At 50.7% G+C, this 25466-nt stretch carries 23 protein-coding genes and 3 pseudogenes; 5 read left to right on the top strand and 21 right to left on the bottom strand.

Features of this window, described 5'->3' with window-relative positions; all coding sequences use genetic code 11:
• Nucleotides 1-73 precede the first annotated feature (73 nt).
• The 14 genes from ABXJ76_RS06060 to ABXJ76_RS05995 form a co-directional block, all read right to left on the bottom strand.
• Nucleotides 74-1813, bottom strand: coding sequence for a protein adenylyltransferase SelO (locus tag ABXJ76_RS06060; protein WP_432745136.1), 1740 nt, complete (start codon nucleotides 1811-1813; stop codon nucleotides 74-76).
• A 4-nt stretch (nucleotides 1814-1817) separates the two neighbouring features.
• Nucleotides 1818-2474 carry a NifU family protein gene (locus tag ABXJ76_RS06055; RefSeq protein ID WP_432745134.1) on the bottom strand — a complete coding sequence of 219 codons (657 nt, stop codon included), beginning with the start codon at nucleotides 2472-2474 and terminating at the stop codon, nucleotides 1818-1820.
• Nucleotides 2467-3720, bottom strand: coding sequence for a P-loop NTPase (locus tag ABXJ76_RS06050; RefSeq protein WP_432745131.1), 1254 nt, complete (start codon nucleotides 3718-3720; stop codon nucleotides 2467-2469). The genes ABXJ76_RS06055 and ABXJ76_RS06050 overlap by 8 nt, the downstream gene beginning before the upstream one ends.
• An 87-nt stretch (nucleotides 3721-3807) precedes the next feature.
• Nucleotides 3808-5007 (bottom strand): NAD-dependent formate dehydrogenase, encoded by a 1200-nt coding sequence (locus tag ABXJ76_RS06045; RefSeq protein ID WP_432745129.1) that lies wholly within the window; start codon nucleotides 5005-5007, stop codon nucleotides 3808-3810.
• 164 nt (nucleotides 5008-5171) lie between these two features.
• Entirely contained in the window at nucleotides 5172-5495 is a 324-nt protein-coding gene (locus ABXJ76_RS06040; protein WP_432745126.1) for a rhodanese-like domain-containing protein, read from the bottom strand.
• A gap of 166 nt (nucleotides 5496-5661) precedes the next feature.
• Nucleotides 5662-6222 (bottom strand): NifU family protein, encoded by a 561-nt coding sequence (locus tag ABXJ76_RS06035; RefSeq protein WP_432745123.1) that lies wholly within the window; start codon nucleotides 6220-6222, stop codon nucleotides 5662-5664.
• 92 nt (nucleotides 6223-6314) lie between these two features.
• Entirely contained in the window at nucleotides 6315-6635 is a 321-nt protein-coding gene (gene grxD / locus ABXJ76_RS06030) for a Grx4 family monothiol glutaredoxin (RefSeq protein ID WP_432745121.1), read from the bottom strand.
• Nucleotides 6636-6654: 19 nt separating this feature from the next.
• Nucleotides 6655-6900, bottom strand: coding sequence for a BolA family protein (locus ABXJ76_RS06025; RefSeq protein WP_432745119.1), 246 nt, complete (start codon nucleotides 6898-6900; stop codon nucleotides 6655-6657).
• A gap of 104 nt (nucleotides 6901-7004) precedes the next feature.
• Nucleotides 7005-7490: a Fe-S cluster assembly sulfur transfer protein SufU gene (gene sufU / locus ABXJ76_RS06020; protein ID WP_432745117.1), complete on the bottom strand. Its 486-nt coding sequence runs from the start codon at nucleotides 7488-7490 to the stop codon at nucleotides 7005-7007.
• On the bottom strand, nucleotides 7490-8749 hold the full coding sequence (locus ABXJ76_RS06015; protein WP_432745115.1) for a SufS family cysteine desulfurase: 1260 nt from the start codon (nucleotides 8747-8749) through the stop codon (nucleotides 7490-7492). The genes sufU and ABXJ76_RS06015 overlap by 1 nt, the downstream gene beginning before the upstream one ends.
• Nucleotides 8746-10083 (bottom strand): Fe-S cluster assembly protein SufD, encoded by a 1338-nt coding sequence (sufD, locus tag ABXJ76_RS06010; protein WP_432745113.1) that lies wholly within the window; start codon nucleotides 10081-10083, stop codon nucleotides 8746-8748. Before sufD ends, ABXJ76_RS06015 begins: the two co-directional genes overlap by 4 nt.
• A complete protein-coding gene (gene sufC / locus ABXJ76_RS06005) occupies nucleotides 10080-10874 on the bottom strand; it encodes a Fe-S cluster assembly ATPase SufC (protein ID WP_432745111.1) in 795 nt (264 codons plus the stop codon). The genes sufD and sufC overlap by 4 nt, the downstream gene beginning before the upstream one ends.
• A complete protein-coding gene (sufB, locus tag ABXJ76_RS06000; RefSeq protein ID WP_432745108.1) occupies nucleotides 10871-12307 on the bottom strand; it encodes a Fe-S cluster assembly protein SufB in 1437 nt (478 codons plus the stop codon). The genes sufC and sufB overlap by 4 nt, the downstream gene beginning before the upstream one ends.
• A 127-nt stretch (nucleotides 12308-12434) precedes the next feature.
• On the bottom strand, nucleotides 12435-12770 hold the full coding sequence (locus ABXJ76_RS05995) for a HesB/IscA family protein (RefSeq protein WP_432745107.1): 336 nt from the start codon (nucleotides 12768-12770) through the stop codon (nucleotides 12435-12437).
• 891 nt (nucleotides 12771-13661) lie between these two features.
• Here ABXJ76_RS05995 and ABXJ76_RS05990 point away from each other — a divergent pair.
• On the top strand, nucleotides 13662-14717 hold the full coding sequence (locus ABXJ76_RS05990) for an IS701 family transposase (RefSeq protein WP_432743289.1): 1056 nt from the start codon (nucleotides 13662-13664) through the stop codon (nucleotides 14715-14717).
• Between the two features lie 150 nt (nucleotides 14718-14867).
• Here the strand turns inward: ABXJ76_RS05990 and ABXJ76_RS05985 are convergent, their stop codons facing one another.
• Nucleotides 14868-15812: an IS1595 family transposase gene (locus tag ABXJ76_RS05985; RefSeq protein ID WP_432740541.1), complete on the bottom strand. Its 945-nt coding sequence runs from the start codon at nucleotides 15810-15812 to the stop codon at nucleotides 14868-14870.
• 78 nt (nucleotides 15813-15890) lie between these two features.
• Here ABXJ76_RS05985 and ABXJ76_RS05980 point away from each other — a divergent pair.
• The 3 pseudogenes from ABXJ76_RS05980 to ABXJ76_RS05970 form a co-directional block, all read left to right on the top strand.
• Nucleotides 15891-16073 (top strand): annotated as a pseudogene (locus tag ABXJ76_RS05980) (adenosyl-hopene transferase HpnH); the annotation flags it as partial.
• A 67-nt stretch (nucleotides 16074-16140) separates the two neighbouring features.
• Nucleotides 16141-17437 (top strand): annotated as a pseudogene (locus ABXJ76_RS05975) (IS3 family transposase).
• 34 nt (nucleotides 17438-17471) lie between these two features.
• Nucleotides 17472-18066: pseudogene (locus tag ABXJ76_RS05970) on the top strand (DUF3463 domain-containing protein); the annotation flags it as partial.
• Nucleotides 18067-18415: 349 nt separating this feature from the next.
• Here ABXJ76_RS05970 and cydB read toward each other — a convergent pair.
• The 6 genes from cydB to ABXJ76_RS05940 form a co-directional block, all read right to left on the bottom strand.
• Nucleotides 18416-19429, bottom strand: coding sequence for a cytochrome d ubiquinol oxidase subunit II (gene cydB / locus ABXJ76_RS05965; RefSeq protein ID WP_432745104.1), 1014 nt, complete (start codon nucleotides 19427-19429; stop codon nucleotides 18416-18418).
• 45 nt (nucleotides 19430-19474) lie between these two features.
• A complete protein-coding gene (locus tag ABXJ76_RS05960) occupies nucleotides 19475-20836 on the bottom strand; it encodes a cytochrome ubiquinol oxidase subunit I (RefSeq protein ID WP_432745102.1) in 1362 nt (453 codons plus the stop codon).
• Between the two features lie 112 nt (nucleotides 20837-20948).
• On the bottom strand, nucleotides 20949-22004 hold the full coding sequence (locus tag ABXJ76_RS05955) for an IS701 family transposase (protein WP_432743181.1): 1056 nt from the start codon (nucleotides 22002-22004) through the stop codon (nucleotides 20949-20951).
• A gap of 107 nt (nucleotides 22005-22111) precedes the next feature.
• Entirely contained in the window at nucleotides 22112-22213 is a 102-nt protein-coding gene (locus ABXJ76_RS05950) for a hypothetical protein (RefSeq protein ID WP_432746456.1), read from the bottom strand.
• A 54-nt stretch (nucleotides 22214-22267) separates the two neighbouring features.
• Nucleotides 22268-23323: an IS701 family transposase gene (locus ABXJ76_RS05945; RefSeq protein WP_432745041.1), complete on the bottom strand. Its 1056-nt coding sequence runs from the start codon at nucleotides 23321-23323 to the stop codon at nucleotides 22268-22270.
• Nucleotides 23324-23360: 37 nt separating this feature from the next.
• Nucleotides 23361-24527, bottom strand: a complete 1167-nt coding sequence (locus tag ABXJ76_RS05940; protein ID WP_432745100.1) for a sigma 54-interacting transcriptional regulator — start codon at nucleotides 24525-24527, stop codon at nucleotides 23361-23363.
• Between the two features lie 194 nt (nucleotides 24528-24721).
• Between ABXJ76_RS05940 and ABXJ76_RS05935 the strand changes: the two genes are divergently transcribed.
• Nucleotides 24722-25165 carry a LexA family protein gene (locus ABXJ76_RS05935; RefSeq protein ID WP_432745098.1) on the top strand — a complete coding sequence of 148 codons (444 nt, stop codon included), beginning with the start codon at nucleotides 24722-24724 and terminating at the stop codon, nucleotides 25163-25165.
• The last annotated feature ends 301 nt before the right edge of the window (nucleotides 25166-25466 follow it).

Genomic DNA, 25466 nt, shown 5'->3' with positions numbered 1-25466 from the left:
CGGTTTCGGCACACGTAGGCGCCGGGTAGGCCGCTTACGGTGTGTCGTCCCTGGCCGATCAGTTTTAGAAAAATCATGACGAGCAGCTCATATACGACAATCCAGCGACCTCAAAGAACTCAGACGGCTTGGGTCTATAGTATTTCTCCTCCACCTTCTTCGACTGCTCGGCGTAGGGCTGCGTCATGACTTCCTGCAGCTCTCGAACTAGAGAGTAGTTCCCCGCAGTCGCTTGGCTGTACGCAGGCACAAGCAACCACTCTCGCAAACTGTATTTTGGGTTGACGAGTTTCATCTGCCTAGAGAGCTCCTCACGGGAAGGGGGCTGCGCAGCATTCGTGACGGTCGTGCTGGCGCTGACTATGAGAGATTTCCATTTAGCGAGCCACTCTGACCAGCGCTTGTCCATCCCTTCGGAGTCATCGTAGAAGCTTTTTTTGAGTGGGCCAATGTCGTCGGGTACCATCGAGAGCTCGCGGAAGAAAAGGGTGTAATCGACAGGAGTTTGCACCATGAGCGTTTCGAGCTCACTGAACAACGCCGCGTGAAAAGTGCCGAGTCCAAGTTTGGCAGCCCACATCTTCTCCATTTGCGCTTGCATCACTGTCGCAAAGCCACTTCGAATCTCGTCGAGCTGTCGCAGAGTGTCCTGATGCGACGTCAGTGATGTCAGCAAGGGCCGCAACGCCGTACAAAACATGTGGAAGTTGCGTTCCGCTGCCACGGCTTGGTTCAGGAACGCGAAGTGATGTCCGCCACCCGTCCATGGCTGGTAGTGCGGGTTGAACACGTCGCAGAATCCGAATGGACCGTAGTCGAGTGTGAAGCCACCGGCCGCGCAGTTGTCGCTGTTGAAGTTGCCCTGGCAGTAGCCGACGCGAATCCAGCTCGCCACAAGCGACGTCAGGCGGCTGCGGAACTCGCGCGCGAGCAACACCACTTTTTCGGCAGTGCTTAGTTGTCTGTCGATGACGTCACCGTACTCACGATCGATCAAGTGCAACACAATCTGCTCGAGCTCCTCCATCGCTTTCGGGTGTTCCTTCTTGCGCGCACGGCGACCGAAGAGCTCGAGTTGACCGACCCGAATGAACGACGGTGCTACGCGCGTCGAAATGGCGACTGCCTCCGATATAAGTATGTCGGGATCCTGCGAGCGCGAGCCCTCCGAATACCACGGCCGCTTGACCTTCTCCGTTTTTGAAACGTACAAACTCAGAGACCGTGACGTTGGCACACCGAGCGCATGCATGTGCTCCTGCGCTAAGAACTCCCGGACACTTGAGCGCAGGACGGCGCGACCGTCCGCGCCGCGGCAGTATGGCGTCCGGCCGCCACCTTTTAGCTGCATTTCCCAGCGTCGACTGCTGATGACGGCCTCAAGCACGGAAACTGCACGACCGTCGCCGTATCCGTTGCCGGTTTGGAACGGGCACTGTTGGGTGTATTCGGTGCCGAAGATGGACAATGCGTACCCACACGCCCAACCCACCTTGCGCATCGGCTTCGGAACGTGCGAGATGTCGCCGGAGAACATGCGGACGAAGTCGGCCGACTGTGCCATGCTGTCGGCGAAGCCAAGTTCGCGAAAAAAGTTTTTGCTGTGAGCGACGTACTCGGGGTCTTTGATTGGCGTGGGATTGATGGGGACATAGTGGCCCGTAAAAACTTGTCGCGGCGCGTGGTCGGCTCCGTCTGCTTTCGCGTCAGGATCGCAGTTGAGCGTGTCCATAAGCGAGTAGTTTGCCAACTTTGCAAGATCGTCGAGCGTCGCGATGGCTGGGGAGGTTTCCTGGGACAGTCGATTTGTCATAGGTCTACTCATGGCGCGGGTAGAACGGCTGCTTCCCCGCTGCGTGATCCGTCGCATCGACGATTTCCTCGATTTCCGGGGCGACCCTTTTCACCATGACTTCGAAGCCCTGCCTCAAGGTCACCTGAGAGGACCCGCAGCCCTGGCAGCCGCCGCTCATGGTGATGAAAAGTTTACCTTCGCGAACCTCCACGAGTGAAATCTTCCCGCCGTGGTTCGCGATGGAGCGATTGACTTCCTTGTCCAGCAGTTGCTGAACGACCACGCCAAGCTCGGCATCGGATCGCCCTTGCTTGCTGGCGTGGACTGCCATCTCCAAGATCGCCGGCACGCCGGTGAGCAACTGCGTCCGGATCGCCGTCCCGATGGCCGCTTTCAGTCCCGACCACGAGGCGCCCGACTCCTTGCCGACGGTCACCACGCTCTCGGCGATGAGCATGCTGGCCACACCGGGTAGCGCGAACAGTCGCTCGACCAGCGGCGACCCGGTCGCCTGTTCCTTGTTGCCGAAGAAGAAGGGGCCGCCGGGATGCAAGCTGCGGCTCACGGTGAACTTGCACGTGTCGGGGTCGGCGAGAGAAGTCTCCGCGCGGATGCTGATCGGCTGATCCACAAAAGCCAGATTTACAGATGCCAGATCCACAGACAGTGCTTCAGACATTTTCGATGCTCTCTGCTGCAGCGCGCTCGCCCAAAGCACGCAGGTCGTTAAACGTATGTATCCCGCTGTTATGACCGTCGTTCCAATCGAACCCGATCGCGTAGTTGCCTACACTCCGGATCTGGCGTGGGCTCACGTCAGCCCGCACCGTCTTGGGATCGAGCAGCTTGCGTCCGCTCATCTCCTCGATGCAGAGGGCGCAATGACATGACAGGCGCAGGTCGCGGACATCGAAGTCGTCGCGATGACCGTCCTCCCAGAGGATGGACAAGGTACGCGGATCGCGGCGCAAGAGACCGATGGGCGTGTTCCGCGCTCCGGCAGGCCGCGCCGCGTCTTCCAGCCAGGCCGGCGCGCCCTCGTTGCTGTCCCACTTCCACACAAAGGGCTTCAGCGTCGCGACCGCTGCATGGAGCTGTTCCACCAGCGCTGCGGCGATGGTGGAGTACACTTTGGCGCTGACCGACTTTGGCTGGTCCACCACGATGGGCCTACCCTCATCACCGCAGGTGACGACATCGGCATCAAGGGGTAAAGCGCCCAGGAACGGGACGCCGATCTCCCGGCTCATCTGCTCGCCGCCGCCGTGACGGAAGATATCCGTGCTCTCGCCGCAGTGGGGGCAGGTGAAGCCGCGCATGTTCTCAATGATCCCAAGAATCGGAACCTGCACTTTCTCAAACATGCGCAAGCCGCGTCGGGCGATCTTGAGGCTCACGGCCTGGGGTGTCGTGACGATCACCACGCCCGACAGCGGCATGCTTTGCGCCAGTGTCAACTGGGTATCGCCGGTGCCGGGCGGGAGGTCGAGGATCAGGTAGTCCAGCGGTCCCCATTGCACGCCGCCGACGAACATCTTCAGGTATTTGCCCACCATCGGCCCGCGCAACACGGCCGGTTTGTCGTCTCCGGTAAGCATGCCCATCGATACCACCTTCAGACCGTGCCGCTCTGCCGGGATCATCTTGCTGTCCGGAGTCATCGCCGGCGGCTCATCGGTTGGGATGCCGAGCATGCCGGGGATGCTGGGGCCAAGGATGTCGGCATCTACCAGCCCGACGCAGGCTCCAAGCTGCTGCAGCGCGAGCGCCAGATTGACGCTCACCGTGGATTTCCCGACGCCGCCCTTGCCGCTGCCGACGGCGATGATATGACGAATCCCCGGTAGTTTCTCGGGGCCGACGGCCGACTGTGACGACGCGCCTGGCGCGTGCTGTTGCTGTTGGTTGTGGTCAGTGGTCTGCATGACTAAGTTCCTTGTATCTTCAGTTTAGGAGGCAGGTTTGCGGGTGAGCGGGAGTCACCAAAACAACAAGCTGCTTGTTAGGCCCTATCATTTTTTGAATCGCTCCGCTTCTTCTGAACCCTTGGTTGCGTTACCTTCGCTGTATGAGTGCGCACCCACGCCGGCTAGTTTTCCACCTTGCACGATCAGATACTCATCACGAATTGGACGGCCCTCGAAGTAACACTCGAGGATTTCACGCGTACCCGTAGCGTAGCGCGTTTGCGCCGTCAGGCTGCTGCCGGAAATATGCGGAGTCATGCCGTGGTTCGGCATGTGGCGCCAGGGATGATCGGCCGGTGGTGGTTGCGGGAACCAGACGTCGCCGGCATAACCAGCCAACTGGCCGCTTTCCAGCGCTGAGACAATCGCGTCGCGATCACACAATTTGCCGCGCGCCGTGTTGATCAGATAAGCACCGCGCTTGAAGTTCTTCAGCGTTGTTTCATTAATCATGTGTTCCGTTTCCGGATACAACGGACAGTTTAGCGTCACGACATCACAGACTTTGGTCAGACTTTCCACGCTGGTGTGATGGGTCAGATTGAGTTCTTTCTCGACCGATTCAGGCAGGCGATGGCGATCCGTGTAGTGCAGCTTGACATCAAAGGGTTTCAACAGGCGCAATACGCGCAAACCAATGCGTCCGGCAGCAACGGTACCGACGCTCATCGCTTCCAGATCGTAGGAGCGTTCCACGCAATCGGCGATGTTCCAGCCACCCTTGACCACCCAGTTGTACGAAGGAATATAGTTGCGCACCTGTGACAGGATCATCATTACCACATGTTCGGCAACGCTATTGCTATTGGAATAGGTCACTTCGGCAACGGTGATGTTGCGTGTGTTGGCAGCTTCCAGATCGATGTGATCGGATCCGATACCGGCAGTCACGATCATTTTCAGTTTCGGTGCCTTGGCGATACGCTCGGCTGTCATGTAAGCGGGCCAGAACGGTTGCGAGATGACGATCTCGGCGTCGTGCAGTTCGCGGTCAAGCACGCTATCGGCACCATCCTTGCTGGAAGTCACAACCAACTGATGGCCATTCGATTCCAGATATTTACGCAGGCCCAGTTCTCCGGACACGCTGCCCAGTAAGGTGCCGGGCTTGAAGTCGATGCCTTTCGGCGTCGGCAGCGTCTGCCCATCAGGGTAATGTTCTGGTTGCGCAACGTCATCGCGCGCATAAGACTTCGGGTAGCCCGCTATGGGGTCGTCGTAGAGTACACAAATAATTTTAGCCATTTCTTTTTCCTCTGAGTTAAAAATCGGTAATAGGTTGGAACAAGTATGTCATCAGTCGCTCCACCGCTTAGCCGATAGCATCCTGTTGTAAACATTCAGCAAGGTTATAAAAGCGGTTGCAGGGATTGCGCATGTAATTCTCCGAAGGTTAGTTAGTCTACAATTCAATAGATAGGTATCGTGCTGTCAACTTGCAACGCCCATGTATGAACGCCACCGGTCAGGTTTCTAATAGCTGTAAAACCATTCCGTTCTAAAAATAACGCAACCTGCATACTGCGCACGCCATGGTGGCAAATGCAGATAATCGGCTGTTGCGCATCCAGTTCGGACAGTCTGTCGGGAATGGTATTCATCGGCATCGTTAAGGATCCGTCAATATGACCGGCCTGAAACTCCCATGCCTCACGCACGTCGAGTAATACAGGCTGCTCTCGTACTTCATCCGCAAGCCATGCGGCCAATTCAATGGGTGTCAAATTTTGCATAATTTTTCATATTTAGGCGACCCTTCGTGGTTGAATAAAGCCGCCTGCCTCTTCATGTGTTATGCCGAGTCTCATTTGATTCCCGCGCACTTTTTGTCGGTACAGCCACACCATGAACGTAATCAGGCATTGAAAATCAGCCTGGGATTAAACCGCCGTTTAAAACCTACACAGCCACGACTTCGATGTCCGGTTCAATCGTCCGAAGCAGGTTCTCAATACTTTTAAGAGTGCCCGCTATTGAGCTCGGACAGCTGCCGCAAGCGCCTTGATAGTGGATGCTGAGATAGTTACCAGCAAGATCCACTACGTGCAAATCGCCGCCATCGCCTTGCAGAGCGGGGCGTATCTGCTCGTCGAGCAACGCGTTGATCTGCTCGAGGCGCTGTTGATCCTCGCCACTAAGTTCAGCAATTACCGTGCTCGCTGCGGCAACCGTGGTAGCCGACTGCGCATCTGCCGCTGGAGCGGCACGTATGGGTACGGCAATCAGGCGCTTCAACTCCGGCCAATCGGTACCGCCGTCCTGAGTGACCGTGAGCCAGCGATCAACGTAAAACACATTGCTTACGTGTTCAATGTCGAACAGCGCGGAGGCCAGCACATCGTCCTTGGCTTGCTCAGCGTTGTCGTATGAGTGGGTAATGCCCCAAGTCAACGGCTCATGGAGTATGAACTTCATCGCATTCGGATTGGGCGTGTCTTCGATTTCAACAATTTTTGGCATTTCAATTTCCTAAAAACAGGATCGTATTTTTGGCGTCTGGAATACGAATTTCCCCTATTAAGGGAAATAACAGCGCATCCAAACGTAGCAACTTATAGCTGTGCCGCTTGCAGCAATTTTTGTAATTCGCCTTGCTCAAACATCTCGCGCATGATGTCGGAACCGCCAACAAGCTCGCCTTTGATATAAAGCTGCGGAATAGTCGGCCAGTTAGCGTAGGACTTGATGCCATCCCGGATTTCCGGGTCAGCCAATACGTCCACCGTGAACAGATTCGGCCCGCCGCATGCCTTGAGCATCTGGATCGCCGCGCCGGAGAAGCCGCACTGCGGAAACTGGGGCGTACCTTTCATGTACAGCACAACCGGGTTGGTCGTTACTTGTTGGTTAATTCTTTTCTGAGCATCCATCATAATCATTGTCCAAAGTAGTTTAATTGTTGCTTTTAATCCACGCCTCAGGCGTGAAGGTTTGTATCGACAGTGCGTGAATTTCTGTACGCATACGCTCGCCCAGTGCCAGATACACTAATTGATGTTGCTGCACCCTGTTTTTGCCGGTGAATTTCGGGCTAACGATCACCGCCTCGAAATGCTGACCGTCATCACCTTGCACTTCCACATAATCGCTAGACAAGCCATCCATGATGTAGCTTCTTAAGTCACTCGCTGTTAGCATCGCATTCTCTCAATGTTAAAATTACAGTAAACACAGATAAGGCATACAGGAACGACGAAATCCCTGAACCTTTGCGTACGTTATAGAAAAAATTATTTTCATATTCAGGCATCACCGATCATCACGTGCATCGGATCATGTTCCGCCTCGGTTGACGTGTTATCAATTGCGTTGAATGCGGCCTGTAGTGTGTGCCACGGGAGTATCGCGCATTTGACGCGCACCGGCAGGTCGGCTATGCCGGCAAACACCACCAGGCGTCCGATGTGGTGATCGCCGCTCAAATCAAGCTTGCCGGTCGCCATATCGAGAAATTCGTGAATCAGTAGTTCCGCTTCAGCTCGTGTCTTATCCTTGACGGCCACCGTCATCATCGACGCCGACGCCTTGCAGATCGCGCACGCTGCACCTTGAAACGCGATGCCGTCGATGCATTCGCCACAGAGGTTGAGTGCCACCTCGATATGATCACCGCACAGCGGATTGTGCCCCGCCGCATGGTGGCTAGGGTGCTCGAGCACGCCATAATTGCGTGGTTTCTTGTTGTGGTCGAGGATGACCTCTTGATATAACGCTCTAGGATCGGCCATTATAAAAACACCTTCTGTACGGTGCGGATGCCGACGATCAGCGCGTCGACTTCTGCCATGTTGTTGTAAAATGCAAACGAGGCACGCGAGGTGGCAGGCAGCTTGAAGCGCTGCATCACCGGCTGCGCACAATGATGTCCGGTACGCACTGCGATACCCTCCTCATTGAGCAGTGTCCCAATGTCATGCGGGTGCACACCGTCGATTACAAATGACAGCACTGCGGCCTTGTGTTCAGCGGTGCCGATAATGCGCACGCCCGGCAGTCGGGCCATCTGCTCGCTGGCGTAATGGAGTAGGGAACGTTCGTGTGCGTAAATAGCGTCCATGCCGATTGCCGACAGATAATCCACTGCAGCGCCAAGTCCAATCGCCGCTGCGATGGGTGGTGTGCCAGCTTCAAATTTATGCGGGATCGTGTTGTAGGTGGTCTTCTCAAACGTGACCGACAAGATCATGTCGCCGCCGCCCTTGAAGGGCTGCATACGCTCAAGTAGTGCCGTTTTACCGTAAAGAATGCCGATGCCGGTCGGACCGCACAGTTTATGGCCCGAAAACGCATAAAAATCACAGTCAAGATCCTGCACGTCGACTGGCATGTGTGGCGCGGCCTGTGCACCGTCGATCAGCACCGGAACCCCGTGTGCATGGGCAAAAGCGATCATCTGCTTGATCGGGTTGATCGTACCCAGCGCGTTGGAAACATGCATCACGCCGACGAATTTGGTGCGCTCGTTGAACAGCTTTTCATAGTCGTCAATCACCAGCTCACCAGCGTCGTTGACCGGCACCACACGAATCGTCGCGCCTTTTTCTTCCGCCAGCATCTGCCACGGCACGATGTTGGAATGGTGCTCGAGCGTGGTCAGGATAATTTCGTCGCCGCGTCCGATGAACTTGCGGCCATAACCATGCATCACCAGATTGATGGCATCGGTGGTGCCGCTGGTAAAGATCACTTCGCGTTCTTCACGCGCATGGATGAAATGCTGCAATTTGCGCCGCGCCTCCTCGAATTCGTTGGTCGCAATCTCCGATAGTGTATGCACTGCACGATTGATATTGGCGTGCTGCGTAGACTGATAACGCATCAGGCGATCGATGACCTGTTGCGGCATCTGACTCGATGCAGCGTTATCGAGATACACCAGCGGCTTACCGTTGACCTGCAACTTGAGGATCGGGAAATCGGCGCGAATCCGCTCGATGTCGAATACGGACGTCACTTGTGCTTTGCGCGCAGTCTGAATAGTGGTCATGGCAGGCCTGTTGTTTGTTCAAGCACCGTCTGCTCGAGTTGGTGCTTGAGTGATGCGATGGGGATGCGGTCGATAACCTCGGCGCCGAACGCATAGGTCAACAGGTTACGGGCCGCCGCCTCGGTCAGCCCGCGGCTTTGCAGATAAAACACCTCCTCGCTGTCAAGCTGGCCAATAGTCGCGCCATGCGTGCACTTGACGTCGGAAGCAAAAATCTCCAGTTGCGGCTTGGTATCGATGTGCGCCTTGGCGGTCAACAGCAGGTTGCGGTTGGACTGTTTTGCGTCGGTACGCTGCGCACCTTCGCGCACCATAACCTTGCCATTAAACACTGCATGCGCACTGCCGCCGACGATGCATTTGTGCAACTGGCGGCTGATGCCGTGGGGCTTGGCGTGGTCGATACAGGTATGGGTATCGGCCAGTTGTCGCCCAGAGATCAGCGTCAGCCCGTCGAGCGTGCAGGTGGCGCCCTCGGCCGTTTGCAACACGTGCAGGTTATAGCGTGAAATACGCGCACCCAGCGCGACACTCACCGACTGATAGTTGCTGGCGCGCCCGAGTGACACCGCGCAGTTGGCAATATGAAACGCTTTACTGCCTTCGCGCTGAACCCGAATGTGATTCACATGTGCATTGTCTTTCAGCACGATTTCGGTAACGGCGTTGGTGAAATGGGCTTCTTCTTGCGAATGTGCTTGGGACAGCACGACATAATCCTCAATCACTGTCACGGCGCTGCCAGCCTCGGCAAGCACCAGACAGCGCGGGGTGCTGACAAACTCTTTTTGCGTGGCAATAAACAGTAAATGGACTGGCGCTGCCACGGCTACGTCACGCTGCACGATGACCACTGCGGCATCGTGCAGCGTTGCAGTGTTTTGCGCAGCGAATGCATCGTTGATAAAGGGTGCGTGCCGACCGAGATGCGGCTCGATTGCCGTTGCGTGCGTAGCCATCGCTGCCGACAGGTTGGACACCGCCACGCCACTTCGCTTACTCGTACTGGACAACTGCGGCGCATAGAACCCATCAACAAACACCAGCCGGGTGGTCGCTTCTTCAATATAAAAGTGAGCGACATCGGCTGCTTCCAGGCAGCTTGCACTGAGTGCCGAAGTGAACGACATGTTGCTGAGTAATGAAATGTCGGTGAAGCGCCACTCCTCGTCACGCGGGGTGGGCAGTGTCAGCGTGCTGACGCACTTGACTGCCTCTTCGCGAAGTGCGGTGAGCCACGCCAACTGGCTCGCCGCCAGTTCCGGCTGTTTTGCCAACAGGTTTTCAAGAAAACTCCCGGCAATTACCCGAGTCGGTGCAGTGGTTTCGCTCATGCGACTACACTCGCAGCGGTCTTATACTCGGTGCTGACCCAGTCGTAGCCGCGCGTCTCAAGCTCAAGAGCCAGCGCCTTGCCGCCGGTCTTGATGATGCGGCCGGCATCCATCACGTGCACGTAATCGGGCACGATATAGTTCAACAGACGCTGATAGTGCGTCACCATCACCATCGCATTGTCTTGGGTGGTGAGCTGGTTAACGCCATGGGCAACGATTCTGAGTGCGTCGATATCAAGACCGGAATCGGTCTCATCAAGAATCGCCAGACGAGGCTCCAGCAGCGCCATCTGTAATATTTCGTTGCGCTTCTTTTCACCACCGGAGAAACCTTCGTTGACGCTGCGGCCAAGAAAATCGGGACTCATTTCCAGCAATTTCATCTTTTCGCGCACGAAGTCATCAAACTCAAGCGGGTCAAGCTCTTCGTTGCCGCGTTGTTTTTGAAGCGTGTTGTAAGTAAGGCGCAAAAACTGGCTGTTGCCGACGCCGGGCACCTCGATCGGATACTGAAAGGCCATAAAAAAACCGGCTAACGCACGATCTTCGGGTTTCAGCGCCAACAGATCCTGGCCTTCGAACAGCACGGTGCCACTCGTAACTTCATAGGCTGGGTGGCCCGCCAGTACCTTGGCGAAGGTGCTCTTGCCAGAACCGTTCAGGCCCATGATGGCGTGGACTTCACCGCTCCTGACCGTGAAGTCAAGGTCCTTTAGTATATCGATACCATTCACGGTTGCACATAGTCCGCGCACTTCCAATAATACTTTACTGTCTGGGTAAATCATCCGACACTTCCTTCGAGTTTAAAGCTGAGGAGATTGGTCGCCTCGACCGCAAACTCCAGAGGTAATTGTTGAAATACGTCTTTGCAAAAGCCATTAATGATCATAGATACCGCTGCCTCAGCATCGACACCGCGCTGAGCAAAGTAGAACATCTGGTCTTCACCGATCTTCGAGGTTGACGCTTCGTGCTCAACCTGGGCGCTGTTGTTGAGTACCTGGATATAAGGGAAGGTGTTGGCACCGCACTCTTCGCCAATCAGCATCGAATCGCATTGTGAATAATTGCGCGCACCCGTGGCGTTGGCCGCAATCTTGACCAACCCACGGTAGCTGTTGTTCGACTTACCTGCGGAAATACCTTTGCTGACTATCGTGCTACGCGTATTTTTGCCAATATGAATCATTTTGGTACCGGTGTCGGCTTGCTGATAGTTGTTAGTGACGGCAACCGAATAAAATTCACCGACCGAGTTGTCGCCCAGCAAAACCACCGATGGATACTTCCAGGTAATCGCCGCACCGGTCTCAACCTGCGTCCACGAAATACGCGAGTTGACGCCTTTAGCCAGGCCGCGTTTGGTCACGAAATTGTAAATACCACCCACGCCGTTTTCGTCGCCTGCATACCAGTTCTGCACCGTTGAATACTTGATGTCGGCATTATCGAGGGCGACCAGTTCAACCACCGCCGCATGCAGCTGATTGGTACTGAACGCCGGCGCGGTACAGCCTTCCAGGTAGGATACCGAGGCACCTTCCTCGGCGATAATTAACGTGCGCTCGAATTGCCCTGACTCTTCGGTGTTGATGCGGAAATAGGTCGACAAATCCATCGGGCACTTGACGCCTTTTGGAATAAAGCAAAACGAGCCGTCGGTAAATACCGCAGAGTTGAGCGCGGCGTAAAAGTTATCGCCAGTTGGTACCACGGTGCCAAGATACTTCTTTACTAACTCCGGATGCTCCAGCACCGCTTCCGACATTGAGCAAAAAATGACGCCGACTTCGGCCAGCTTGTGTTTGTAGGTGGTCGCTACCGAAACGCTGTCAAAAATCACATCGACCGCAACGCCCGCCAGCGCCATGCGCTCATGCAACGGTACACCAAGCTTCTCGAAGGTACGCAGCAATTCAGGATCAACCTCATCGATACTGTTTAACTTGGCTTTGATCTTGGGCGCGGCGTAGTAGCTGATCGCCTGATAATCAATCTTCGGGTGGTGACAATTTTGCCACTCGGGCTCCGTCATCTTGAGCCATGCCTGGTAGGACTTGAGGCGAAATTCGAGCAGCCACTCGGGCTCTTTTTTCTTGCTCGAAATCATCCGAATAATGTCTTCATTGAGACCCTTCGGCGCGACCTCCGATTCGATGTCGGTGATGAACCCATGCTTGTAGGGCTGATTGACCAAGTTTTGCAGTACTGCACTCATTATAATTACCTCAATGTCTTCTAAGCAAAAATATGCTTTTAAACCTCTTTGAAAACCAAAAAATCCAATCTAAGCGATATTTCTGCGCGTCCCCAGTGGCCACTGAGTGACCATTCATGGCGAAGTGTCAGTTATTTTTCAGGTTGAAGCTTTCGCCGCAGCCACACTCGCTCTCGGCATTGGGATTGTCGACCTTTAAGGTCTCGCTGAATCCTTCCTTGACGAAGTCAATGTGTGAACCGTCGAGAAATGGCAGGCTGACCGCATCAACCATTAGCATTACATCATGCGACTCGAACACTTGGTCGCCAGCACACACTTCGTCCGCATAGTCGAATGTGTACGCAAAGCCGGAGCAGCCGACTTTTTTTACGCCCACGCGCAAGCCCATCCCCTCTTTGCCGTTCTTCACAAACCGTGCCTGAATTTTTTTCGCGGCATTTTCCGTCAATGTAATCGCCATCACTATTCACCAAGTTTTTATGCATGTAAATACAGGACTGATTTAGTCCTGTATTGACTATAGAATACCTGAGTAATTTAGTCAACTACTATGTGGTTGTAAGCCCGTTGCGGCCTGGCAATGCTGTATAAACTAGCGGGTGTGAATCCCGCCCAGGTAATCGCTAGCCACGAGCCTGGTATTGAGCCTTGCAGGCCATAGAGGTAACGATATGCTTGATGCGTAGGCACGAAAGAAAGCGAGGCGCAAAGGTGGAGAGCATGAAAAACCGGGGGATGGAGGCAGTCAGAGCCGGTTATATCATCGCTCTATGAGGAGACAAAAAAACAAATGTTTTGCGACAGGTTAGATAAAGCACCAATAAGGCCTCCCCGGTTTTGCATGCTCTCTTATCTTAAGGACAGACTGCTGGGCGCAAACAACATTCCACAGTTACCTGATTTGATTCGGGCTGCGGCTACCTGTGGCTAATGCGAAGTTACCTTACGTTGCATTTGTACAACTCACAAAAAAACTGCATGCAATATACCTGTAATATAGATAATTTAGCGTAAAAACTGGAGTCGCTAGTTAAAAGATAGTATTCTAGTAAATAATAGATAAGTGGTTGTATTATATATCTTTTCTGTTTAAATAATTTAACGCCAAGACTAAATAATCTTGGCAGATACTATTTATTTAAGCAGCGCTTTACTGTTGTTTTATTACTACAACAACTTATTATTCCACATCATGTATGTGGCTACAGGATGGTCAATATAACTGACCATTAACAGTTATAACAATTTTGGAGGGTTTGCTTGTGGGTGTTCCTTTACGTCAGCAGTTAGCGGTAGGCAGTTATCTAACTGATGTTACGCACCCACCCTTCAAAAAGCGTATTATTTCGGGATGGAAAAAATAAAACTAGAATTATACACAGACTACCTGATCTGCAATAACGGGTTTGCGACGGCGACCGGATTGTCGGCAATGATGGAAGGGGATATAAGCCATGACCAGATGACGCGTTTTCTGGCATCGAAAGCATTTACCTCCAAAGACCTGTGGGGGCAAGTTAAAGCGACAGTACGCCAGATAGAACAGGAAGATGGTTGCCTGATATTTGACGATACCATTCAGGAGAAGGCCTGGACGGATGAGAACGAAATCATGTGCTGGCACTTTGATCACTGCAAAGGGCGTTCGGTCAAAGGAATCAATTTGCTGAACGCCCTATACTATAGTGGGGAAGTTTCAATTCCCGTCGCCTTTGAAGTGGTGCGCAAGCCTTACCAGTTCAGTGATGTGAAGACCCGCAAGGTCAAGCGGGCCAGTGAGTTCACCAAAAATGAGCTGATGCGGGAGATGATAGCGACCAGTGTGGCGAATGCCATCAAGTTCCGCTATGTGTTGACGGACAGTTGGTTTGCCAGCAAGGAAAACTTTGAGTTCATCCTGAAAAAAGACAAGCACTTCATCAGCGCCCTAAAGGATAACCGCTTGGTGGCTTTAACAGAAGACGACAAGAAAGAAGGCCGTTTTGTACGGATCAGTCAGCTGGAATTGGCGGATCAGCAGGCGGTGCGCGGTTGGATGAAAGGTTTTCCTCATGAGGTGCTTTTCGTCCGTCGGGTCTTTACAAACAAAGACGGCAGCATCGGCCTATTGAATCTGGTGTGCAGTGATTTAGCGTGCAATGGCGAACAAGCCGCCACGATCTACCAAAAACGGTGGAAAGTTGAGGAGTTCCACAAGTCATTAAAATCCAATGCGGGGTTGGCAAAGTCACCAACCCGTACGGTCACTACCCAGAACAACCATGTCTTCATGTCGATCTATGCGGTGTTCAAGCTGGAATGTCTGAAGATAAAACACAAGGCCAATCATTTTGCGCTAAGAACTAAGCTGTTTATCAAAGCGAACCAGATAGCTTATGAAGAGTTGCAAAAATTACTGGCTGCGTAACATCAGTTATCTAATTAAACAAAAGCTAAAAGGGGTTAAAAAATACCCTTTAGTGCTGATGCTGGAACCATTGTTTCGTTGCAACTTAGCTTGTGCGGGCTGTGGTAAAATCGATTATCCTGATGATATTCTCGACAAACGTTTACCTGATTACCCATAATCCTCAGCCATCTTCAGTAGCCGCATAGGCATAGGTGGTGTTCTGACTGCAACGTAACATAGGCGGGGCAGCATATCCTCAAGGACAAATCGCCGATTGAAGCGATAACAAAATTCTGCCAAATAGCGCGGAAGGTGTTTATGATTGATAGCGTGATAAGTCCCGTCAATCGACCTTTTGACATTACCTATCATCGTATTGACCCAAGTGAAGGGTTCCAGCGAGACACATTCAGGGCCTCCACCGGTTACGATGCTGGTATGCTGGCATCCTGCCTTGGTAACAGCGGCAAAACAGGCCAGTCCGTCCGAGACCACGTGACTATCGGTGCTAAGATGGCGCTTCGCCCAACGAGTGATTTCTTTGGAGCGGAACCCGTTGACCACAGTCATGTTCATGGCAATAGGATGTCCTTTTTCGTTGACCGACACAGCCGCCACAAAAGGTGTTTTGTTGGGTGAACCCCGTCCACGCTTGCCTCCCCGATGTTCGCCGCCCCAATACACGTCATCCAGTTGGATGACGCCGGATAACGGCTTACTATCATCACGCTCCTTCATTACTTGCATCAGCTTCTGTTTGATGCTCCAGGCGGTATTGTATGAAACACCTAATTGACGGCGCAGTGAAAGGGCAGAAACGCCAGTTTTTGCTTGTGTGGTCAAGTGGATCGCGAGAAACCAAGTTGTTAACGGGAGTTTCGTCGCAGAAAAAATGGTGCCACTAATGAGGGAATGTTGATGGTGGCAGTGATTGCACTGATAAACCACTCGTGTTTTCAGGGAGCAGTAGCTTTGCCCACCGCATTCAGGGCAAACATAGCCTTGAGGCCAGCGCCACTGAAACAAGGCTTTTCGGCATTGCCCTTCACTCCCATAATTTTTCATGAACTCGCCCAGGCTATAGCCTTTTTGAAATTGAACTTTGTTTTTCATGACGTTATCCCATCCGTATGGTAGATACTGTCAGTATAGACATTCTTGTAACATTGGCTGTTCTTTATGGGTAATTAGGAACGTTTATCATTCGAAGAATGTATGCAGGCTGTTGATGAATGTAATGCGCCCATGGTTTCAATTCCAGGTGGTGAACCGCTTATTCATAAAGAAATGCCGTAAATTGTTGCGGGTATTATTGCACGCAAAAAATTTGTGTATTTATGTACAAATGCCTTGTTATTAAAAAAGAGGATTGATGTATAGTGGACCCCGAAAACCGGACAATAGTTTAAGCTATGCTCTGTCGATAAATGAGAAGCAGGAAATGAGCGAAAGCAAACGGAAGATTTATACAGGGGCGCAAAAAGCCAAGATCGCCTTGGAAGCGGTTCGAGGCATAAAGACCATCAATGAGATTGCCCAGGATAACAACGTCCATCCGACTCAGGTTAGTCAATGGAAAAAGGAATTGATGGACAATGCAGGCAGGCAGCCTGTTTGATGGTAAGCGGGGACCGAAGCCTACCGATGCACAGAGCGATCCGGATCGGCTGTATGCCAAAATCGGGCAATTGAACATGGAATTGGACTGGCTTAAAAAAAAGTCTGGACTCAGCCTATAGATGAGCGGCAATCGTGGATAGCACCGGATAATACACTGGCGCTATCCCTGCAATGCAAGCTGCTCCAGGTTACGCGCTCGGTCGTCTATGCCCATAAAAAGCGTTTACTGAAAGCCGTTGATGAAGATGAATGCCTGTTGTTGCAGTTGCTCGATGAAGAGTATACGCGGCACCCCTTTTATGGCTCACGGCGTATGACGAAATACTTATGCGGACTTGGGCACAGGGTTAATCGCAAACGAGTTCAGCGCTTGATGCAAACGCTAGGCCTGGCTGGGATGACCCCTGGCCCCAATACCGGTAAGCCGCATCCGCAACATAAGATTTATCCCTATCTGTTAAGGGGCATCGACATCATTCGCCCCAATCAAGTATGGAGCACTGATATTACTTATATCCGGCTACCGCGCGGCTTCGTTTATTTGGTGGCAATCATCGACTGGTATAGCCGCAAAATACTTTCCTGACGGTTGTCGAACACCATGGATGCGGGATTCTGTGTCGACTGTTTGGAAGAAGCCATCAAGGCCTACGGGATGCCTGAGATCTTCAATAGTGACCAGGGATCGCAATTCACCAGCGATGCTTTTACTGGCGTGCTGCTCAACAGCGGCATCACGATCAGCATGGACAGATATTTGCTCCTGCAATATCTGCATTCCCCACATCCGTGTAGGTTATGGGCGTGGTCGCGCACTGGACAATATTTTTGTCGAGCGGCTCTGGAGAACGGTGAAATATGAAGAAGTCTATTTGAAGCAGCATGACAGTGTACAGAGCTTGCTGATGGGATTGACCGACTACTTCATGTTTTATAATGAAGAGCGGCGTCATCAATCATTGGGCTATGAAACACCCAGTGTGGTTTACCAAACAGCTAGGGGTGGCGGTGCAATGATCGTGGATAAATACGGAGCGGCAGAAATATCAGTTCCCGTATCAAAAAATTGGGACAGCGCCATTCAGCTGGAGTGTGAACAGGCCTCTATCTTAAATTAAGGCATTATTTGCCTGGACAATGGGGTCCACTATAGAAAATGCTCAAGAAGTAGCTAATTTTCTGGATTACGCGACGGAATTGGGTGTGGAAGGTATAACTATTGCTCCTGGATTTAGTTATGAGCGGGCGCCACAACAAGATGTATTTATTAAGGGTAAAGATGTTAAAGATTTATTCAGGGGCATTTTTAGAATAGGCAAAAATCGCAAATCGCAAATGGCAATTAAATCATTCATCGCTTTATCTTGATTTTTTGGCCGGAAATCAAAACTACGAATGCACGCCTTGGGGCAATCCTACGCGCAATGTTTTTGGCTGGCAAAAACCCTGTTATTTACTGGCAGATGAAGGTAATGCGGCAAGCTTCAAAGAGCTCCTGGATACCACGCCATGGGACAAATACGGTAACGTAAATAATCCTAAATGCGCAAGCTGTATGGCTCATTGTGGCTATGAAGCGACGGCAGTTGAAGACATGTTAAGACATCCGTTAAAAGCATTGCTAACTTCTATCAGAGGCCCTAAAACCGAAGGTGATATGATGCCTGAACCTATGCCTCAATATGTAGAAGAGAAACCTTTATCAACACTTTCAGGTATTCCTATCAGAGTGGAAATGGTTGATTAACATATTGCATGGCAAGCTCAACATAGTTGCGAAGGTTGTAGCTCGTTTTTGGGTAACTTCTCATTAGTTGAGAGCATGCAAAACCGGGGGAGGCACTCAGATCCGATAGCATCACCGGCCTATGAGGCAATGGAAAACAAGTATTTATTCGACCGGTTAGATAAAAATCAATATTGCCTCCCCCGGTTTTGCATGCTCTCCATCATTAAAAACTTTCGGGCCGGTTTGCAAAACCGCCGATGTGCCAGTTTAGTGATCGCTGATGAAACTCCATTCGTTCGGTTCTGTCGTAATCAGGGCGGCTTAAGGCCTGTTAATAATGGCGACAGAACCGGTTGTTCCATCGGCATTAGTCTCTGTGCTCATCCAAGTGCACTTTGCCTCGGAAAACAAGATATTGATAGCCGCTATAAACCAGCATGACGGGAATCAAAAACCCGATAGTTGAGAGCATAAATATCAATGTCTTGCTCGAAGATGCTGCCTGCGTCAATGATATCGAAGCAGGAATCATATACGGATAATAGCCGATAGTCACGGCGGTAAAAGAGGCCAGAGAAATAATGACACTCCAGAAAAAAGCCCTTAATTCGAACTTCATCCGTACAGCCCGTATCAACATAATAAAGGCAAAGACTGCCAAAACCAGAAAGAAATCCAGATAATAGCCGGTTCCAGTATCAGCCCAGCGCGCTGCAAAATAAGGATTTAGCTGAGCTGCCAAGATGACCGCCGTCATCAGAATAACTATTTCCAGGACGGCTGCTATATAGGCTTGAGCACTGCTTATTCGCTGAATTGCACCTTCGGTCTTTATCATTAAATAGGTTGCGCCCAGTAAGCTGTACCCGCTTACCACACCTAAGGCAACCAGTGCCGAAAAGGGCGTAAACCATCCCCAGACGTTGCCCTGATAGTCGCCCTCGGTAATGCCCAGTCCGCTAATCAAGCTACCAAAGGCAAGCCCTTGAGCCAGGCCCGCCGCTAAGCTGCTGTAGCCAAACATCAGATTCCAGGGGGCGTTATTGCGGGCATGATGACGAAACTCAAAGGCGACACCCCGAAAGATAAGGGCAAACAACATAACCATGACCGGTATATACAGCGATTGTAGCGTGATGGCAAAAACCAGGGGAAAGGCGCCGAATAATGCGCCGCCAAGTAATACCAGCCAGGTTTCATTCGCATCCCAGACACTTTCAATACTTTTCATCATGATAGTGCGATGATTGTCATCCCTGGTAAAAAGGGAAAGAATGCCTACACCCAGATCAAAACCATCCAGAACGACATATATAAATAGCATCAGGCCGATAATAAAAAACCAGATATTGGCGAGCAGGCTATGAATTTCAGTGTCCATATTCCAGGACCTCGGAAGCGTTATCAAGTGAACTCAAATGACACTTCATGACGGCGGCATCAATGTCAAATCGGGGCCTTTCCGGAGAATGTGGGCGGCAAATATCAGAAACAAAATAAAAAGACCGCTATAAATAACCACAAAAGCAACCAGACTGACTGCCACCACAGACGCCGGTAGCGTCGATGCCGCATCGCGGGTTCGTAACAGGCCGTAAATTACCCAGGGCTGACGGCCAACCTCCCGTACAATCCAGCCGGATTCGGCAGCCACATAGCCAAGCGGAATTGAAGCTATCCAAGCACGCAGCAACCAACGATGAGTGCAAAGGGACTCGGCTGATAATTGCCCTTTAAGCCAAACGACCGATGTCCACACCATGAGTCCCATAAAAACCAACCCGATCACCACCATAATCCGGAAGCTATAGAAAATGAGTGGAATAGCGGGTGGCTGGTCGGCTTGGGGAAATGATTTTAAGCCTTGTACCTGTCCTTGCCGATCGCCGGTCGCCAGAACACTTAAACCGTTCGGGATAGAAAGGGCCCAAGCGTTTTTTTGTTCCATTTGGTTAGGCCAGGACAGTAGATTCCAGGCAGCCCCTTTGCCTTCCTGATTTGTCGTCCAATGCGCTTCGATAGCAGCGCCTTTTGCCGGTTGGCTTACAAACACCTCAAGACCACTGCCGTGGCCCAGGAATAATTGAATAGGCACCACAAAAATTACCCCTATCAAGGCCAGCTTAAAGGACTTAAGAAAAAAATCCGTATTTCTATTTTTTAGAATATACCATGCCGATAAACCGCCGACAACGAAGAGGCTGGTCGTCAGGCAGGCAAACCACATGTGTAGAACGCCCCATGGCATGTTTTTATTAAAGATCGCTGCAAAATAGCTGTCCACCACAACCCTGTTATTTTCCAGATGAATGCCTGCCGGTGTTTGCATCCAAGAATTAGCAACCAAAATCCAAAAAGCAGATAAGGATGCTCCTAACGCCACCATACAGGTAGCTATCAAATGCATGATTGGAGGAACCCGCATCCATCCAAACAGCATAATGCCGAGAAAACCGGCCTCCAGCATAAAGGCCATGGCGGCTTCGTAGCCCAGAATATTGCCGAAGAATTCTCCTGTCATCATGGCAAAGCGGGACCAGTTGGTGCCAAACTCAAACTGCAGGGGAATACCGCTGATAACGCCCACCGAAAAATTGAGCAAAAATAATTGAGCCCAGAAACACGCATGCCAATAATTGTCAATATCGCCTGTTTTCAACCATAACCATTCAAATATTACTAGGATAAGCGATATCCCCACGGTCGTGAGCGGCCATAAAACGTGGAACATAGCGGTGACAGAGAATTGCAAGCGTGACAAAAAAATCGGGTCTTGTAAGCTTTCCATTGGTACGTTTCTCCTGTTTGATATTACATTCTGAGTATTCCAGTATTGATTGTTATTTTTGGCTATGTCATCGTTAACTATGGAATTTTATATTTCTTTTTAATAACTGATGTTACGCAGCCAGTAATTTTTGCAACTCTTCATAAGCTATCTGGTTCGCTTTGATAAACAGCTTAGTTCTTAGCGCAAAATGATTGGCCTTGTGTTTTATCTTCAGACATTCCAGCTTGAACACCGCATAGATCGACATGAAGACAGGGTTGTTCTGGGTAGTGACCGTACGGGTTGGTGACTTTGCCAACCCCGCATTGGATTTTAATGACTTGTGGAACTCCTCAACTTTCCACCGTTTTTGGTAGATCGTGGCGGCTTGTTCGCCATTGCACGCTAAATCACTGCATACCAGATTCAATAGGCCGATGCTGCCGTCTTTGTTTGTAAAGACCCGGCGGACGAAAAGCACCTCATGAGGAAAACCTTTCATCCAACCGCGCACCGCCTGCTGATCCGCCAATTCCAGCTGACTGATCCGTACAAAACGGCCTTCTTTCTTGTCGTCTTCTGTTAAAGCCACCCAGCGGTTATCCTTTAGGGCGCTGATGAAGTGCTTGTCTTTTTTCAGGATGAACTCAAAGTTTTCCTTGCTGGCAAACCAACTGTCTGTCAACACATAGCGGAACTTGATGGCATTCGCCACACTGGTCGCTATCATCTCCCGCATCAGCTCATTTTTGGTGAACTCACTGGCCCGCTTGACCTTGCGGGTCTTCACATCACTGAACTGGTAAGGCTTGCGCACCACTTCAAAGGCGACGGGAATTGAAACTTCCCCGCTATAGTATAGGGCGTTCAGCAAATTGATTCCTTTGACCGAACGCCCTTTGCAGTGATCATAGTGCCAGCACATGATTTCGTTCTCATCCGTCCAGGCCTTCTCCTGAATGGTATCGTCAAATATCAAGCAACCATCTTCCCGTTCTATCTGGCGTACTGTCGCTTTAACTTGCCCCCACAGGTCTTTGGAGGTAAATGCTTTCGATGCCAGAAAACGCGTCATCTGGTCATGGCTTATATCCCCTTCCATCATTGCCGACAATCCGGTCGCCGTCGCAAACCCGTTATTGCAGATCAGGTAGTCTGTGTATAATTCTAATTTTATTTTTTCCATCCCGAAATAATACGCTTTTTGAAGGGTGGGTGCGTAACATCAGCTCATAAGTTTCAATCCATTCTGTCCGCATCAGCTTATCCTATTTTAAATCTCATTCGATCCAGCTAAAGTTCACCGGCTAGCCTTAAAACTTCTTTTTCTAATTTTTCAGAAACCCTGAAGTTTGCTTTTTTAAGCTGGGTAAAAATATCCGCGACTGAGCTAATGATCTGCTGTTGTTTGGCTTTAAGTAAAATACCTAATAAACCTGTAAACTGATGTTACGCAGCCAGTAATTTTTGCAACTCTTCATAAGCTATCTGGTTCGCTTTGATAAACAGCTTAGTTCTTAGCGCAAAATGATTGGCCTTGTGTTTTATCTTCAGACATTCCAGCTTGAACACCGCATAGATCGACATGAAGACATGGTTGTTCTGGGTAGTGACCGTACGGGTTGGTGACTTTGCCAACCCCGCATTGGATTTTAATGACTTGTGGAACTCCTCAACTTTCCACCGTTTTTGGTAGATCGTGGCGGCTTGTTCGCCATTGCACGCTAAATCACTGCATACCAGATTCAATAGGCCGATGCTGCCGTCTTTGTTTGTAAAGACCCGGCGGACGAAAAGCACTTCCTGTTGAAAGCCTTTCATCCAACCGCGCACCGCCTGCTGATCCGCCAATTCCAGCTGACTGATTCGTACAAAACGGCCTTCTTTCTTGTCTTCTTCTGTTAAAGCCACCAAGCGGTTATCCTTTAGGGCGCTGATGAAGTGCTTGCCTTTCTTCAGGATAAACTCAAAGTTCTCCTTGCTGGCAAACCAACTGTCCGTCAACACATAGCGGAACTTGATGGCATTCGCCACACTGGTCGCTATCATCTCCCGCATCAGCTCATTTTTGGTGAACTCACTGGCCCGCTTGACCTTGCGGGTCTTCACATCACTGAACTGGTAAGGCTTGCGCACCACTTCAAAGGCGACGGGAATTGAAACTCCCCCACTATAGTATAGGGCGTTCAGCAAGTTGATACCTTTGACCGAACGCCCTTTGCAGTGATCAAAGTGCCAGCACATGATTTCGTTCTCATCCGTCCAGGCCTTCTCCTGAATGGTATCGTCAAATATCAGGCAACCATCTTCCTGTTCTATCTGGCGTACTGTCGCTTTAACTTGCCCCCACAGGTCTTTGGAGGTAAATGCTTTCGATGCCAGAAAACGCGTCATCTGGTCATGGCTTATATCCCCTTCCATCATTGCCGACAATCCGGTCGCCGTCGCAAACCCGTTATTGCAGATCAGGTAGTCTGTGTATAATTCTAGTTTTATTTTTTCCATCCCGAAATAATACGCTTTTTGAAGGGGGTGCGTAACATCAGTTATTAATGTAACCAGGTTGACTGGCTGCCTCCTGATTGATTTTAGTCATCAGATAATCAGCCAACATCGCAACATCGCCTGTTCTTTCTCGCAAAGGCGGCAAAGTAATAATCCCCACCGCGACACGATAAAAAAGATCTTCACGAAAACGGCCCAAAGCAATTTCAGCAGAAAGGTTGCGATTGGTGGCGGCAATGACCCGAACATCCACTTTTATTGTGCCACTGTCGCCTACCCGACTCATCTCTCCAGATTGCAATACACGGAGCAACCGAACCTGAGCGTCTTCTGGCAATTCACCAAATTCATCAAGGAACAGAGTACCGCTATCAGCCGCTTCAAAATAGCCTATTTTGTTATTACTTGCGCCAGTGAACGCTCCTTTAATGTGACCGAACAGTTCTGAGTCAATCAGATTCTTAGGAATTGCACCGCAATTAACGGTAATGAAGGGTTTTCCCTTACGTAGACTGGAGTTATGTATCGCCTTGGCAAAAAGCTCTTTGCCGGTTCCAGATTCACCCATGATTAACGCAGGCACATCACGTACTGCAATTTTCTCGGCTTTTTGTATGATTCTTTTTATTTCAGGGTTCTGAGTGATGATGTCAGAAAAAGCAGCGTATAAAGGTGCTTCTGAATAGGATAGCTCGGTTAGCTTTTTGTCTGCGTTTTTGACTAGCTGTGGAATATATTCGGCGGAAATGTCGAAAGGAATAGTGACAAACTCGCCGCCTTTTTCTCTAGTGGATTGCACAAATCGGGTGTTGTACTTGGTCTTTCCCAGTAATATCGACACTGCTGTCATTGACGGAGTACCTGGTGATAGATGGATACTGATATCCAACCCTGGTTCCTTGGCAGTCAGTTTTTCGAGATAACCGTCCATGACTCGGTGTATGTCACCAAAGTCGATTGGAGAGCGGAGCGAACATTTGAAGAGCACTATTTTTATAGCGGCATACTCAGCGAGCCAAGCGACATAAGCATCTGCTTTGGATTGTTCCTGCTCGTGTATTAAATGCAACTCATCAAAAGTGAGTGTTTTTAATGCGCCTAGAATCGGGCCATCACCAATGATTTCATCGGGTCTCGAGGGAACTTGACCTGCTGCTTTGAGGTCGGTAATTCCAAGCCAGGAAATTAATATTTTTTTACTCATTGTTCCGCAAGATCATTGTTTTTATTGATTAAGGTTAAACGCAAAAATCGGGTATATCAATAAATGGGTAAGAGTTTTTATGTAGATAAATTTATTTACCTTAAAACATCATTGACCAAAACTTAAATTTACCAGCACCTCTGCCTAAAACCTTGGGCATGTTATCAGATAAACCCTATCACCGCAGATTACAGATGGCCTCATTGACACAGGCTACATTCGATTACCAGCTTCCTGCGTTTACGCCGCGTACTCTTGCTTTACCTTTATTCAACGGAAAAGTTGCTGCCGGATTCCCTTCTCCCGCAGATGATTACGTCGAGAAAAATCTGGATTTTAACGAGCTGCTGGTACAAAAGCCCGCTGCTACGTTCTTTGTCCGTGCTCAAGGTGAATCCATGCTCGGCGCTGGCATACACCCCAACGATATTCTGGTCGTGGACCGCTCCATCGAGCCGGTTCCGGGTAAGATTGTCATTTGCGCGCTGAACGGCGAACTGACGGTAAAGCGCCTGGAACGTGATAACGATCAATGGCAACTCAAAGCAGAGAACCCGGACTATCCCGATATCGTCATTCACGAAGATCTGGAGATGGTAATCTGGGGCGTGGTGACCAATGTCATCCATCCACTGTAATGCAGCCGCTTCTCGCCCTGGTCGATTGCAATAACTTCGTGCGACGTGGAAAGTCGCTTGCTTGAATGTTCTGACGTAAGGAGACGGACAGAACCGGTTGTCCCATCAGCCGTACCCTAAGAGGAAGCGCGAGAAGGTAACGACTCGTGTTAAGCACTCTGACAACGTATCCTGAACCGAAAGGTTTTCCTGATCCTGCGAAGGTAAGGAGTTCTGCCAGCACCAAGGTGGATAGGGGCTAGGGTCGGATAGGGATTTAGACATTATCCCGCGAAAGCAGGCAGACTTCCACCGGGTCTTT

Source organism: Methylobacter arcticus (genome assembly GCF_050917435.1).
Classification (GTDB): domain Bacteria; phylum Pseudomonadota; class Gammaproteobacteria; order Methylococcales; family Methylomonadaceae; genus Methylobacter_A; species Methylobacter_A titanis.
The sequence above is the reverse complement of the archived record's forward strand: the minus strand, read 5'-3'. Positions and strand labels throughout refer to the sequence as shown.

Excerpts from the sequence above, each read along its gene's own strand:
- ABXJ76_RS06060 (WP_432745136.1), bottom strand. The coding sequence starts at position 1,813 with ATGACAAATCGACTGTCCCAGGAAACCTCCCCAGCCATCGCGACGCTC.
- ABXJ76_RS06055 (WP_432745134.1), bottom strand. The coding sequence starts at position 2,474 with ATGTCTGAAGCACTGTCTGTGGATCTGGCATCTGTAAATCTGGCTTTT.
- ABXJ76_RS06050 (WP_432745131.1), bottom strand. The coding sequence starts at position 3,720 with ATGCAGACCACTGACCACAACCAACAGCAACAGCACGCGCCAGGCGCG.
- ABXJ76_RS06045 (WP_432745129.1), bottom strand. The coding sequence starts at position 5,007 with ATGGCTAAAATTATTTGTGTACTCTACGACGACCCCATAGCGGGCTAC.
- ABXJ76_RS06040 (WP_432745126.1), bottom strand. The coding sequence starts at position 5,495 with ATGCAAAATTTGACACCCATTGAATTGGCCGCATGGCTTGCGGATGAA.
- ABXJ76_RS06035 (WP_432745123.1), bottom strand. The coding sequence starts at position 6,222 with ATGCCAAAAATTGTTGAAATCGAAGACACGCCCAATCCGAATGCGATG.
- grxD (WP_432745121.1), bottom strand. The coding sequence starts at position 6,635 with ATGATGGATGCTCAGAAAAGAATTAACCAACAAGTAACGACCAACCCG.
- ABXJ76_RS06025 (WP_432745119.1), bottom strand. The coding sequence starts at position 6,900 with ATGCTAACAGCGAGTGACTTAAGAAGCTACATCATGGATGGCTTGTCT.
- sufU (WP_432745117.1), bottom strand. The coding sequence starts at position 7,490 with ATGGCCGATCCTAGAGCGTTATATCAAGAGGTCATCCTCGACCACAAC.
- ABXJ76_RS06015 (WP_432745115.1), bottom strand. The coding sequence starts at position 8,749 with ATGACCACTATTCAGACTGCGCGCAAAGCACAAGTGACGTCCGTATTC.
- sufD (WP_432745113.1), bottom strand. The coding sequence starts at position 10,083 with ATGAGCGAAACCACTGCACCGACTCGGGTAATTGCCGGGAGTTTTCTT.
- sufC (WP_432745111.1), bottom strand. The coding sequence starts at position 10,874 with ATGATTTACCCAGACAGTAAAGTATTATTGGAAGTGCGCGGACTATGT.
- sufB (WP_432745108.1), bottom strand. The coding sequence starts at position 12,307 with ATGAGTGCAGTACTGCAAAACTTGGTCAATCAGCCCTACAAGCATGGG.
- ABXJ76_RS05995 (WP_432745107.1), bottom strand. The coding sequence starts at position 12,770 with ATGGCGATTACATTGACGGAAAATGCCGCGAAAAAAATTCAGGCACGG.
- ABXJ76_RS05990 (WP_432743289.1), top strand. The coding sequence starts at position 13,662 with ATGGAAAAAATAAAACTAGAATTATACACAGACTACCTGATCTGCAAT.
- ABXJ76_RS05985 (WP_432740541.1), bottom strand. The coding sequence starts at position 15,812 with ATGAAAAACAAAGTTCAATTTCAAAAAGGCTATAGCCTGGGCGAGTTC.
- cydB (WP_432745104.1), bottom strand. The coding sequence starts at position 19,429 with ATGGACACTGAAATTCATAGCCTGCTCGCCAATATCTGGTTTTTTATT.
- ABXJ76_RS05960 (WP_432745102.1), bottom strand. The coding sequence starts at position 20,836 with ATGGAAAGCTTACAAGACCCGATTTTTTTGTCACGCTTGCAATTCTCT.
- ABXJ76_RS05955 (WP_432743181.1), bottom strand. The coding sequence starts at position 22,004 with ATGGAAAAAATAAAATTAGAATTATACACAGACTACCTGATCTGCAAT.
- ABXJ76_RS05945 (WP_432745041.1), bottom strand. The coding sequence starts at position 23,323 with ATGGAAAAAATAAAACTAGAATTATACACAGACTACCTGATCTGCAAT.
- ABXJ76_RS05940 (WP_432745100.1), bottom strand. The coding sequence starts at position 24,527 with ATGAGTAAAAAAATATTAATTTCCTGGCTTGGAATTACCGACCTCAAA.
- ABXJ76_RS05935 (WP_432745098.1), top strand. The coding sequence starts at position 24,722 with ATGGCCTCATTGACACAGGCTACATTCGATTACCAGCTTCCTGCGTTT.